The 13,653-nt window shown below is 41.4% G+C and carries 8 protein-coding genes and 1 tRNA gene; 3 read left to right on the plus strand and 6 right to left on the minus strand.

The features are described from left to right. Window positions 1-539 precede the first annotated feature (539 nt). Window positions 540-797 (plus strand): GTP-binding protein, encoded by a 258-nt coding sequence (locus AC3B6P_RS08290; RefSeq protein ID WP_489805663.1) that lies wholly within the window; start codon window positions 540-542, stop codon window positions 795-797. Window positions 798-928: 131 nt separating this feature from the next. Here the strand turns inward: AC3B6P_RS08290 and AC3B6P_RS08295 are convergent, their stop codons facing one another. The 4 genes from AC3B6P_RS08295 to AC3B6P_RS08310 all read right to left on the minus strand — a co-directional run bounded on the left by AC3B6P_RS08295 (window position 929) and on the right by AC3B6P_RS08310 (window position 2,211). Next, window positions 929-1,249 (minus strand): HoxN/HupN/NixA family nickel/cobalt transporter, encoded by a 321-nt coding sequence (locus AC3B6P_RS08295; RefSeq protein WP_489805664.1) that lies wholly within the window; start codon window positions 1,247-1,249, stop codon window positions 929-931. Continuing rightward, a complete protein-coding gene (locus tag AC3B6P_RS08300) occupies window positions 1,219-1,527 on the minus strand; it encodes a hypothetical protein (protein ID WP_489805665.1) in 309 nt (102 codons plus the stop codon). The genes AC3B6P_RS08295 and AC3B6P_RS08300 overlap by 31 nt, the downstream gene beginning before the upstream one ends. A 43-nt stretch (window positions 1,528-1,570) precedes the next feature. Then, on the minus strand, window positions 1,571-1,927 hold the full coding sequence (locus AC3B6P_RS08305; protein WP_489805666.1) for a hypothetical protein: 357 nt from the start codon (window positions 1,925-1,927) through the stop codon (window positions 1,571-1,573). Window positions 1,928-2,046: 119 nt separating this feature from the next. Further along, window positions 2,047-2,211 carry a hypothetical protein gene (locus AC3B6P_RS08310; protein ID WP_489805667.1) on the minus strand — a complete coding sequence of 55 codons (165 nt, stop codon included), beginning with the start codon at window positions 2,209-2,211 and terminating at the stop codon, window positions 2,047-2,049. 839 nt (window positions 2,212-3,050) lie between these two features. On the opposite strand from AC3B6P_RS08310, the gene AC3B6P_RS08315 reads away from it, so the two are divergent. After that, entirely contained in the window at window positions 3,051-9,353 is a 6,303-nt protein-coding gene (locus tag AC3B6P_RS08315) for an autotransporter-associated beta strand repeat-containing protein (RefSeq protein WP_489805668.1), read from the plus strand. Between the two features lie 616 nt (window positions 9,354-9,969). Here the strand turns inward: AC3B6P_RS08315 and wrbA are convergent. After that, complete coding sequence (wrbA, locus tag AC3B6P_RS08320) at window positions 9,970-10,566, minus strand: NAD(P)H:quinone oxidoreductase (RefSeq protein ID WP_489805669.1); 597 nt, start codon at window positions 10,564-10,566, stop codon at window positions 9,970-9,972. Window positions 10,567-11,188: 622 nt separating this feature from the next. Here wrbA and AC3B6P_RS08325 point away from each other — a divergent pair. Next, window positions 11,189-13,117, plus strand: a complete 1,929-nt coding sequence (locus tag AC3B6P_RS08325) for a P-loop NTPase fold protein (RefSeq protein WP_489805670.1) — start codon at window positions 11,189-11,191, stop codon at window positions 13,115-13,117. Window positions 13,118-13,419: 302 nt separating this feature from the next. Here the strand turns inward: AC3B6P_RS08325 and AC3B6P_RS08330 are convergent. Continuing rightward, window positions 13,420-13,496: transfer RNA gene (locus AC3B6P_RS08330), tRNA-Arg, on the minus strand. Window positions 13,497-13,653: the final 157 nt, after the last annotated feature.

Genomic DNA, 13,653 nt, shown 5'->3' on the forward strand with positions numbered 1-13,653 from the left:
ATATTTTGTGAATGAAGTTTTTTAAAAAAACCATTTAGGAAAAAGCACTTATTTCTTTCCTTAAATGCACATTATATCATGTTTTCTGGTTCGTATTGCTCTTAGGGAGACTGATAATCGACAGGACTCAATACTCTTTCTTATAAAGAAGTACGTGACCATTTTGCTCTCAGGATGCTGCATGAAGAAGGGCGCTCTGTGCTGATCTGTCTGGGGTAGGGAGGGTGTACACGCCTGCTTTTTCTGCGCTGTTATCAAGGCAGTCATTCTGCGTAGGCTAAGATGACGGTGAATATTTCTGGAGGTATGGCAGCGGGCGACCTGTGTCAGGGATATATAGAGCTATGTGAAAAACTTTTCCCCCGCCTTGCTATAATGGGTGGGAAAACTTGTTACGGTAATGCTTGTGTTGGTAGCTTTTCAGGCAGAAAGAAGTCGGAGCCTGGAGCATCTTATGAAAAGGCTCTTGCCGTTTGTAAGAGATAATCGCCTGATGCCTTCTTCTTGGCGTTATTGAGGAAGAACAGGATTTTTGAACGATGAAACTGACTCTACGTGAAAAAGGTAAATTACTAGTGGCTATCGCGGCTATTGTTGCCCGTAAGAGGCTTGAGTGGAGTGACTTACTGGTGATTAACAAAACTGATCTTGCATCTTATGTCAGGGCAGATCTGGGGATTATGAAACGTGATAGCCGCAAGATGAGGGGGAACAAACCCTTCGTTTTTACAAATATCCGTGCAGGAGAAGGTGCTGAGGTTGTTATACGCTTTATCCGCGAGTGGGGTGGCTTTTAAGTGGTTTGTTTCTGGTATGAAAGCTATATCCAACCCATAAAGATGAAAACAGGAAAAGGATAAAACCACCAATTTCTTCTGTATGGGCTCCGTACTAGTTCAGGGTTGATAAAAGAAAACTGGCTTTTATATCAAGCAGTGAAATCAGTTCGATCCCGCCGATAAAGAGGGCAATGAAGCTTGAAAGCAGTGTGATGCTCAGGCGGTAACGGGCGCGCCCTTTTACAGGAAGGGAGTTTTTTTCCGCCAGGCACGAACATCAACAGATTATCCAGACTGTCTATCAAGGCCATGGCACCAGTAAAGAGCAGTGGGAATAATAGACAGGGAAGAAACATCATTCCTGCATGATGATGTGCTGACGTAAGACTCAACAGGCTGATTTCACTCGCGGTATCAAACCCTAACCCAAAAAGCATACCTAATAATAAAACCTGCCAGCCTCTCTCCATCTGCGTGATTTTGTTACTATGGACTGCCCTGAGCGGTTAAAAGGGATTTCGGTTTTGAGTGCGCGAAACTGTTGCCAGGCGGAAGAGGTTGTCAGGACACCTATCATTATGAGGAATCCGCCAGATATTGCATCGCCTATGAAACTTCCTTTTAAGTGAAGCCATTGAAATAATAATGAAGACAGAGCAAGAAAAAGAGAGGTTGCCATAAGGATGATTATTGAATGTCCAAGAGAGGAATAGGGTCCTATGAAATAAGGCTTTTGTTCATCTTCCATAAAGTGGCGGGTTATGGTGTTAATTGCTGCAATATGGCCTGCGTCAGTGCATGGAGCGCGCTGAAGGCCACGTTAGGAGCGCAGTGCTGAGCATCAGAGTGTCATGTGTTGAAACGAAAATAGTTGTCCCCCAAAGGAAGAGATTACCGCCAATGAGGGAACTTATAAGTAGAAGAGGTGTTGCAATAAAAGCGATGGTAACGGTAATGATGGCATAATAATTCTGCAAAGCAGGGCCAAAATTATTTTCATAACTTAATACAGAAAGAATTGTTGTGAATAGGAAAACCGTAACACCAGCAGGGTAGATTGTCGGAAGTATTTTCCGTCTATATTCTGGCTCTGTAGGAGAAAGATCAAAGAGATATTTATTAAGTGTAATATATGCACAGGCTGTCATGATCCAAGCAAAGGTACAATCTGTATAGAGACTTAGAATGGATTGAAGAATTGAAAAGATGTTTCTTTCCATAAGCAGGTTTATGACAAGGAAGATGACCTGGTCGAGAAAATGTCCTGTTAGGTGGATATAGGCGCTGGTCCATGCGAGAGGTCCATCATGGCCAGGACAACACCGACTGAAAGTGTAATGACAGGAAGGTTGAGGGACTGCTGGCCCGAAAGCACTTTAAATGAAAGAAATTGACACACCAGATAGGGGTGTGATGGCATAAGATAAATCACGGAGCCCAATATGAGAAGAAGTCATAATGGTATGATCCAGACCTGCATTTTGGTCAGGGCTTTCATACCATATGGGGCAAATAGGATGCATGTAATAAAGCTCGCAAAAACAAGTAAGTAGGGATGGAGCCAGCATAACCAAACCCGGCACCGCGTGAAATCAGATCAAGGTCGATATTGTAACGTGCTACATACCAGGCAAGAAGGAAGCTGCCGGCGAAAATAATGACATCTGCTATAAGAATCCCCAGAACTACATTTAATGTTCCATAAGATAAGGCAATAGAAACGCCGACCGAGAAATCAGCCAGATAGGCAATCCCTCCTAAAGCTATAACGGCTATTGTGATGGGAGACCAGTGCTGATAGCGTATGGAACATAACGCAAAGAATAATCATCTTGTGAACGGTTTTTATCTGAAGGTTACAAGAGAAGTCTTTTGGCATGATGGCTCTCTTTCGCTTCTTGTAATCATAAGAAACTAAATAACATAATAATTTCGATACAGAAATATTTTAAGATAGGTTAGTGTGTCGCTGTACAATCAGGAGTCTGTAAAGAGATTGACGTTGCTAAAATGCTACAACATCCAGATAAGAAAAATTAAAATATTACATAATGGTTTCATGTAGTGACATATTAATTTTTTTATGAAATAAAATTTATTAATTTTCAATAAGTTGCATAATTTATTAAGAATTTATTAATTTAGTAATCAAATTAAAATTAGAAAATTGAACAGGCAATAATCATTTAATTGTGGATTTATTAAGGATTCAGGAAAATAATGCCGTAAGATGAATCAGAGTATTTCTCAATTTTCTTTGTGAGGTATGCCATGTCTTTCCGTGATTCTGATAAAAAATCTGAAACTTCTGCGTGTTCTATATTAAATCCTGCCACGAAAATGCCAAGAAATTTGAGGGTTTCACTTCTTTCTGCAACGGCACTTCTGCTTGCAGTGCCTTATACACACGCTTTGGCAGATTGTACCTCTGGTGCGTCAGTAGTGTGCATGGGGTCCACGGGATCGATTTCAGGAACACCGTCAGATACAACGGCCTTGATTGGAGGGGGGCCAGACGACACGACGACAACGTCTGTTTCGATTGGGGTGGGTGCTTCAGTTGCTGCGCCAGCTGTTGTCATTAGTACTGGCTCTGGGACGGATAATACGGCGGTAGGGGTGGATGCTCCTGTTCAAACGGGTGGAGGTCGGAATGTTATTAAGATTAGCGGTGCTGTAACTGGTGGAGGGCAAGAGGTCGAGGGACCCTATGGTACAAGCGGCAATGTTATTGAATTTGGAAGCAATACTGATTTAGTTATAAACCCGTCAGGCTCAGTTATATCGGCTGATAATGGTGGTTATCCTACTAATGTAGAAGCTGTAAATCCATTTGGTAGCAATAATCGTATTATTAATCATGGAACTATTGCGACTGATAACGGATCCAGTGCCATCTGGTTTGAAGCAGGTCAAGGGGGAAGTGACGGTCATAATATAATAGATAATTATGGAACGATCAGATCAGGCGTTAATGGTGATCAGGACGTTATAGGCAGTACTGAGGGGAGTCTTACGCTTGTTAATAGAGAGGAAGGTAAGATTCTGGGTAATGTCGTACTTGTTGACGGTGAAAATAACGATGTTACCTTATATAATGGGTCCGTTATTTCTGGGAATCTGTATGGCGGTGGAGAGCAGGCAATATTAAACCTGACTGGAGAGTCGGGAACAGATGTCCTGCCAGATGGCTCAAATTCAGCTGTGAAGGGTGATATTTACGGTTTTGGCACCGTCAATAAAACCGGTAAGGGCACGTGGGTCATGGGGTCTGAAAACACGGATTTAGCTGACTTCAACCATGATCCTTATACAGATGCAACGAAAGATTTCCAGATTAATGCAAAAGAAGGGACCCTCATTATTGCTGGAGATGCTGGCTTTCATAACGAGACGAATAAGGCGGTTGCGGAAATTGAAGCTGGTGCCACATTGCAACTTGGGAATGGCGGCACATCTGGCAGTGTAAACCAGATTACGAAAAATGACGGCACATTGGCCTTTAACTGGTCAGACGACAGGACCTATGACAAGGATATTACTGGCACAGGTGGTATCCATAAAATGGGGACAAATACAGTTACTCTGACAGGAGACAAGGAATATTCCGGTCAGACAGAGATTGATGCTGGTGGGACGTTGCAACTCGGTGACGGGACCACAGACGGGACAATTAATAATACTTCCAAAATTGTAGATAACGGCACGTTAAAAGTTAATAACAAGAACAATACGGTGCTTCATGACATTAGTGGAAGTGGTAATTATGAACAGACGGGGAATGGTAGTTCAACCCTGACAGGTTCAAATACGTATACAGGAAGTACAACAATTGATGCTGGTGGAACGTTGCAGCTCGGTGACGGGACGAAAGACGGATATATTGAGAATACTTCCGGAATTACCAATAATGGCACGTTAAAATTAAATAACAGCTTTATGGAAGCACATGGGATTAGCGGAAGTGGCAATCTTGAGCAGGTTAATGGTTTCACAAGCCTAGAAGGGGAGAATAGCTATACAGGGAGCACTACGATTGATGGAGGAACATTACAACTAGGATATGGCAATAAAGATGGTACGATTAATAATACTTCTGGAATAGCTATTGGAAGCAGTGGTTATTTATCAGTCCGTAACAGCGGTAATACTGATCTGCATAATATTTCCGGTCAAGGTGGTTTGAAACAGGCCGGAAAAGGGACGACTACAATCACGCAAGATAATAGTGATTATCATGGGGCTGTAACGATCTCGGATGGTACACTGAAACTAGGCGATGGAACTACCGATGGAACAATTAATAATAGTTCAGGGATTAATATTGCTTCCAGTAGTACGTCTTCTGGAAAATTACTTATTGATAATAATGGAGACACGCTTCTTCATAACGTCACAGGTTTGGGCGCCCTGGATCAAGATGGGAAAGGTACCACGATTCTAACAGGCGATAATGCCTATGGTGGGGACATAACTATTAATGATGGTAGGTTTCAGCTCGGTGATGGAACGACGAATGGGCACATAACGGGCGTTACGGACAATAGGGGACGTGTTACAAAAGGTAAAATTACCGATAATGGAATATTGGCGGTTAATAATAGTGATGAGACGACGCTTAGCGGGATTTCGGGAACTGGGTCTTTTGAACAGGATGGTTCTGGTAAAACCATATTAATAGGCACGAACAATTATTCAGGCTCAACAACTATCAAAGAAGGTAGCACGTTAGAGTTCCAAAATGCGCTTGGTGGGGCGATTAATAAAAGCTCCAATATTGTTAATGATGGCAAGATGGTTATTGGCAAGGGGATAGGAGTAAGTTCGAAATTTCATAATATTAGTGGAACTGGTTCCGTTGAAGTGGGAAATAGTGGAAGCGCTACTCTGATAGGAGATAATAGTTATACAGGCGCTACAGTCATTAAAGCCCCCGATCAAAATGGAGATCCCAAGAGTACTTTACAGCTAGGTGATGGGACTGAAGATGGTTATCTGACGGGTACATCGGGAATTCAGGATGATGGTCGCCTGAACATTCGAAATAATGGTGAGACCCATTTACATGATATTAGTGGCTCAGGCGCTGTACTTCAGCAAGGCACCGGGAAAGTCATTCTGACGGGTCACAATACTTATGAAGGAACGACCGATATTACGAATGGTAGTTTCCAGCTTGGTGATGGCACCACAGATGGGAGCTTTAGAAATGACCATTTAACTATGACTGTAGGCTGGGATAATGGTAAACCAGCAGAATTTATTGTTAATAATAACAATGAGACCACTCTGAACTTTGTTGGTGGGAGCATGGTCGGTAGGGACCAAGGTGTTTTTGAGCAAAAAGGTAAAGGAAAAGTAATACTTCTGGGGACTATCGGCTATACAGGCACAACAAAAATTGATGAAGGAAGTGTCCTTCAGATCGGTGATAATACGACCCAGAACTGGACCGCGTTTGGCAGTACGTCTCACATCATTGATAATGGTGAACTCATAATGAACACCAACAATGATGCATTTCACCAAGGTCTGGCACCTGTTTTGACAAATATTACAGGTACAGGTGGCTTGACCATTGAAGGCAATGATACAATTACCCTTCAGGATAATGCAGGCACTCCACTGGGTGGGGCCAGTACGTATGAAGGGGCGACTGTCATCAATCATGGTGCTCTGAAGCTGGGTAATAATGGTAATGATGGTACGATTGCTAATACATCTGGTATAGCCATCAATAATGACGGGGCGCTCATTGTCGATAATCAGGGAGCTACAGGCCTGCATAATATTTCCGGTATAGGCGCTTTAAATCAGATCGGCACAGGCACAACCACAATCACCGATGCCAATGATGATTACACAGGTAAAGTCACGATTAATGGTGGTATATTGCAGCTTGGTGATGGCACGACGGATGGATCGATTAATAATAGTTCCAGCATTGAAAATAATACGGACTTGGTTGTTAATAACCAGGGAGACTCCACGCTACATGAAATCAGTGGGACAGGTAAGCTTGAGCAGAATGGTACTGGCACAACCTCACTGGTCGGTGATAACAGCTACACGGGCGCAACCAATATCAATAATGGCACCTTACAGCTTGGTGATGGCACGACGGATGGGCAGCTGACAGGTACATCTGGCATTGTTGATAACGGCACCCTGGCAGTTAATAACCAGGGCGCTACGACCTTACAAAATATTAGCGGTACAGGTAACTTTGAGCAGAAAGGCCCTGGAACGACGTCTTTAATTGGGGATAATAGTTATCAAGGTGCAACCAATATCAATAATGGCACCTTACAGCTTGGTGATGGCACGACGGATGGGCATCTGACTGGCACATCTGGCATTGTTGATAATGGCATTTTGGCGGTTAAAAACCAGGGTGATACGACCTTACAAAATGTTAGTGGTACTGGTAATTTTGAACAGAATGGTAATGGAACCACGACCTTTAAAGGGGAAAATGGTTACACTGGAACCACGACGATCAGTAGTGGCATATTGCAGCTTGGTGATGGCACAACGGATGGATCGATTAATAATAGTTCCAGTATTAAAAATGATGCGACCCTTGCCGTTAATAACCAAGGGGCTTCCACGCTGCATGAGATCAGCGGGACAGGTAAGCTTGAGCAGAATGGTACTGGCACGACCTCATTAGTTGGTGATAATAGCTATACGGGCGCAACCAACATTAATGAAGGTACCTTACAGCTTGGTGATGGCACGACGGATGGGCATCTGACCGGCACCTCTGGCATTGTTGATAATGGCACCCTGGCAGTTAATAACCAGGGCGCTACGACCTTACAAAATATTAGCGGTACAGGTAACTTTGAGCAGAAAGGCCCTGGCACCACAATTCTGACAGGTGATAATGCTCTGAGTGGAGCAACCACTATTAGTCAGGGCATGTTGGATGTAGAAGGTTCGTTAGAGAGTTCGGAGGTGACGGCAAAAGCGGGTGGAACTTTAGCTGGCGTTGGAACTGTCGCGAGTGTCACGGCTGAATCAGGCTCTACGATCAGACCCGGTTCTGAGGGTGGAAAAGAGGTTGGTGAATTGACAGTAAATGGCGATTTCCACCAGCAATCCGGATCTACCTATGTGACTAAAGTCGTTCCGAATGATCCAGATGGCAGCACATTAACCCAAGCAGATGAGAATGTAGCTGACCATATTAATGTTAGTGGAGAGGCTACACTTGATTCAGGTTCAATCTTGCATGTGCAGAAAGCCGGACCAGGTATTTATGCAGTGGGCACAAAATATAATGTGCTAACAGCTGCTGGAGGTGTGTATGGGACATATGATACAGAGGGTCAGTTAACTGCTTTCTATACATTAACGGCGACTTATGACCCGAATAACGTCTATCTTGAAATTATTCAGGACAGAAGTTTCGGGGAAGCTGCCAACACGAGGAATCAGATCGCAACATCTGCGGCTCTGCAATCTCTCAAAGATGACAATCCGGTTAAGGAAGCTGTTGGTTCTGTTGATAATGATGAGGAAGCCCGTCAGGCTTTTGACGCTCTGTCTGGTGAAATTCATGCTTCAGTTCGTACTGCCCTGATTGAAGAGAGTTATTATACACGTGATGCAGCGATTGATCGTCTGCGGGCCATTGATTGCGGTCCGGCTGCTGGAACGACCATGAAAGTTCATCATATAAACGATAAGAATAATAAAAAAGATAATGGAGACGAAGCCTGTGAGGGATCTGGTCCAGCGGCATGGATGCAGGCCTACGGGTCATGGGGTAGTAATAGCGGAAACGGTAATGCGTCCAGGCTACATCATTCATCTGGTGGTTTCGTGATGGGTGTTGACACACCGATTGGTGACTCAAACTGGCATGCTGGTGCCATGATCGGCTATGGCTTTACAGGGTTTGATGTTTCGGGTCGTCGGTCTAATGGCCATAGTAATAATGTGACTATTGGTGCTTATGGTGGGACACATTGGGGGCATTTAGGCTTACGTTTAGGGGCTTCTTATACATGGAATATCATGCATATGGGCCGTACAGCCACATTCAGTGATTATTCCCGCCGTTTGAATAGTGATTACAATGGTGGAACAGCACAGGCTTTTGCTGATCTGGGTTATCGGATTGATCTGTTTAAAACGACGACTCTGGAACCGTTTGCCAATGTGGCCTATGTCAATCAGGAAACTGATAGCTATACAGAGCATGGAGATTATCATGCCGCGCTTCATGGCAGAGATCAGGATACAGGCGTGACTTATTCAACCTTTGGGCTGCGTATGGCTTCACAGTTCAAAATGAATAAGGCGATACTGATCCCGAACCTGACTGTTGGTTATAGACATGCCTTTGGTGAGTTAACGCCCACAGCAAAACAGCGTTTCCTCTCAGGTGGTGGTGATAGCTTTACGGTCGCTGGTGTGCCTTTGGCCAAGGATACAGCCCTGGTTGATGTTGGCGTAAAAGCTAAAATCACGCCTAACATGACAGCGGGGATCTCCTATGTTGGGCAATATGGCAGCAGCTATAAAGATAGCGGCCTGCGTGGGGACTTCTCCTGGAAGTTCTAATAGGTCAGAGCATCATCTCTGCTGGAAAAACACCCCGGGATATAAATTTCCTGGGGTGTTTTTATGATATCCTCTTTAAATCTGCCTCTCTTTATGGATGTGGTTTTCAAATCCTGAAAAGGAGGCACTCATGCTCCCTGTCGTGGACTTCCGATATTTACTGATAGGTTGCTCTTTCGTGCTTACTCTCGCAAGAAGTCCGGGAGGTATCAGATAATCGCCAATAAAGGGCTGCGGAAAGGATAAAGAAGACCCTGATTTAAGCGGCATAGAAAAATATATGGTTCGAAGGGTTAGGTCTGCTTAAATGGGGATTTACTATTCTCTTATTACATCAGGCAGTTAGGAAAGGAAATTATATCGAAGAGGCTCTTGAGTAATGTTATGGATGCAATAAAGTATAATGAAATAATATTTATGGATATTAAGAATATGTTTAAATAAGTAATTTAATATATAGTATTTATATATTAGTTTAATAACTTTAAAAAAATATTATTATGTCAGAATATGATATGGATGTGTGCAGGAACCATTGATCTAATTTAAGAAGGCTCTATGAAACCTTTAAAATCATAATCAATGGTCCTGTAACATTTATGCTTTTGCAAAGATGTTAAGCAAGCTTCTTTGTGATATTGGCAACGTGTTGGCCCAGGAATTCAGCACCGGCTAATTCATTTTTAGAGGGTTGTCGAGAGCCATCTCCTGCTGCAATGGTTGTGGCCCCATAGGGTGCGCCACCTGTAACTTCATCAAGGTCCATCTGTCCCTGAAAACTATAGGGCAGGCCACTAATGACCATACCGTGATGGATCAGATTGGACATGAGGGAATAAAGTGTTGTTTCCTGTCCGCCATGCTGCGTAGCTGTAGAAGTGAAAACAGCGCCCACTTTGCCAATCAGGGCCCCTTTAGCCCATAGGCCACCTGTCTGATCCCAGAAATTGGCCATCTGAGCAGGAAGGCGTCCAAAACGTGTGGGTGCCCCTAAGATGATCGCGTCATAATGAGGGAGGTCATCTGGCGAGGCGATAGGGGCAGCCTGCTCGGTTTTGAAATGATGGGCTTTGGCAGATTCGTCAGAAACAAGCTCTGGCACGCGTTTGATATCAACGTCCAGCCCGGCTTTTTTGATCCCTTCAGCAACGGCATAGGCCATTTTTTCCACATGGCCATAGGAAGAATAATAGAGGACGAGAACTTTAGGCATGTAATTTTCTCCTTTTTGCAGAAATTGCAAAAATAGTTATGACTGTAGGGCAATGTCGGTTTCGTGTCTCATGCAGAGACTTAATGAAAACCTGCCCGGGCTAGTCATAATAAGGGTCAGGAACCCACTCGCCATGATAATACTTTTATAGAAAAAAGACATATTTCATGATGGTCTAGGATAGAATGATCCCAATAATTATGACCTAAAAGGGCCGTAGCAAAGCTGCCAAGCGACAATAAAAATGACAGGCAAGAATTGCACCTATTAGAATCAGAAAGCCACTAGTTAGTCCGATTGTAAATGCGAAAGTGGTAAAAAAGGAGCTTAAATGTGTACTGCTTAACTAATCGCGTCCTATAGAGACAAACATCACGGGAAAAAACAGGCAGAACAAACACTCAATGAGATTACTTACACAAAAACGTAGCATGTGTGTCTGTCTTCCGAAATATATATATCAAAACATCGGTGCGCATATTATGAAACAACGTGGCTGACAAAAAATGTAACAAAGCGTTTCAATATTATTCTAAGATAGCCGTTAAAATAGATTTAAGATTTTTGGGCATATGACTGGGTCGTGTAATTTTACGTTAGACAAGGCTGAGACATAAATATTATGACAAAAAAGCAATATGATTGGGCGGGGCCTAACGCTGCGATTGTAGAAAAAATAAATGATTATTGTGATGGAAAATATAAACCCCCTTTTGCACTTATGCTTAACGGGCAATGGGGGAGTGGAAAAACCTGGCTAATTCACAAAGTCAATGATGAAAGATCAAAAGCCAGAACTGGCGATTACCAGAGTGAAATATATGTTTCCCTTTATGGAATGAAAAGCAAAGAGGAAATTGCTCAGTCCCTTTACGTTGCCATGCACCCTATTATGGGTGGGAAATTGGGGCAGCTAGGTAAAATCATTTTCAAAGGGTTGTTAAAAACGACAGTAAAAATTGATTTATCTGAAATAGAAAAAGGTGACGAGCTTACGTTATCTCTTGACTCCCTTGGGAAGACAAATGACTCAAAAGCCCTTAATGCTCAGAATAGAGTAGTCATCTTTGATGACTTAGAGAGAGCAAATATGGATGTTTCTGACATCCTATCCTTAATACAACCCTTAGTCGAATGTCAGGAAAATCGTGTTATTATCATTGCGAACGAGGAAGAAATCTATCGTGATGAAAATGATAAAAAAGAGCGTTATAAACTCATTAAAGAAAAAACGGTTTATCTGACATTAAAGATTGAATCTCATATCCAATCAGCATTTGATGCGGCTATAGATAAAGTTTCTGAAGGAAGTTTCAGGGACTTTATAAACAGTAACAAAGATGAATTTTTAACTTTTTTCTCTGAAATTAAAATTGATAATTTGCGTACTTTATCTTTTATTATGGTTTTTGGTGAAGAATTATTTGGTAATATAGATGAAAAGTATATTGCTGATGAAAATAGAGAGAAGATTGTTGATTTGATAAAATTTCTGTACATTATAATATTTGAGCAAAGGATACATAATAATTCATTTGATGATTTGCTTAAGGTTTATGCTTATAAATATACAGGTACGACAACCAACGGTGATTCAGGAGAAAATACATCTTTAAAACAGATAACTGAGCATATGAAATCAGTAGGTTATTATAAACTCTTCTGTGATATGAAGGCATTCTTTAAGATAATTTATGCTTTTGTAGGTCAAGGGATTTTTAAGAAAGAAGAATTTTCTAATATACTGGGTCCCTTCTTTGGAGTTAATGAAGGAGTTCCTTCTTGGAAAAAATTATGGTTTTTTGATCATTATCCTGAAAATACTTATGATGACCTTATAAAGGAATTTTTAGATGATTTTGAAAATAAAATTTATCAGGATGAGCAATGTTTGCATGTCTGTGGAATATATCTATTCTTATATAAGATAGGCGTCGATGAAATAAGAAAAGGTGATCCCATAATTATTTTAAAAAAATACTTAGAAAAGACCTTAGAAGAACAAAAAATTTCTGACGAACAAATCAATTTTTATATTACATGCATCAAATTTCCGTTTGATGATTACCAATTTGGTAATTTGTCTTACAAATGTTATAAAAGCAAAGAATTTGAAGAATTATTAATATTTTATAAATATAAATTAAAATTATTATTAGAGAAAAATTTATGGAATAAACTTGATTATTTAATAAGTGATAAGAAATTTGAGGGGATCAAAGAATTTTTTCGTTATGCCGACTACTCTTTTTTTAAGGAGAATCCGTTCTTGAGCAAATATGACGTAAAAGATTTTTTTAACCGTTTAAAAGGCATGCCAGTTGCTGAACGGCATGCTATCTTTTTAAGAATTGCTCAACGGGCAAAGTCTTTTGATTCGAATAAAGGCAATATGAAAGCAGAAGCGGAATGGATTGATAATTTCGGTCAGTTGATTAAGGCTGAGGCCAATAATCCAGATTGCCACCCTCTTCGAAGATCTGCTTTCGATATCGAATTAAATATTTATGAAAATTTTCTTAAAAATGGCCATAATCTTTCGTATATATAAGAAATAGTTGGCATATTTGTAAAATAAAACTTAATGAAGTTTTATTTTCCTATCTCATTTTCTTTGATTTTATTATGAATATTTCTTATTTTACTAAAATTCTGACTGTTCTTTTAAGAATTTATCACAGGGATAAGAGGCGAGCTTTGGTGATGCTGCCAAAATTTACTGACTCCCTCAAATTTCCTCTACAATAAGATATCCGTTCAGCTGAGCAGGATCGAATAATCTGCTTATGCTCAAAATAATACAAAAAAGAATATATCTTTCAAAAAGGTAATTTTTGGAGAAATTTGTCTCGCTGGTGGACCCGGCGCGATTCGAACGCGCGGCCTTTGCCTTCGGAGGGCAACGCTCTATCCAGCTGAGCTACGGGTCCAGCGAGGCCTTCTTTTAGAATGTCAAAGCCTGTTTGGCTAGTCCTTAAATTGTGCCCTAGACTGCTTTTGGTATAAAACGCATCTTCAAAATATCAGTTTATATATCTGCCATTCTCGTGGTAAGCCAAGCAACGATAAAAAAACCTGTCGTTCGTC

Source organism: Aristophania sp. ESL1142 (assembly GCF_058107345.1).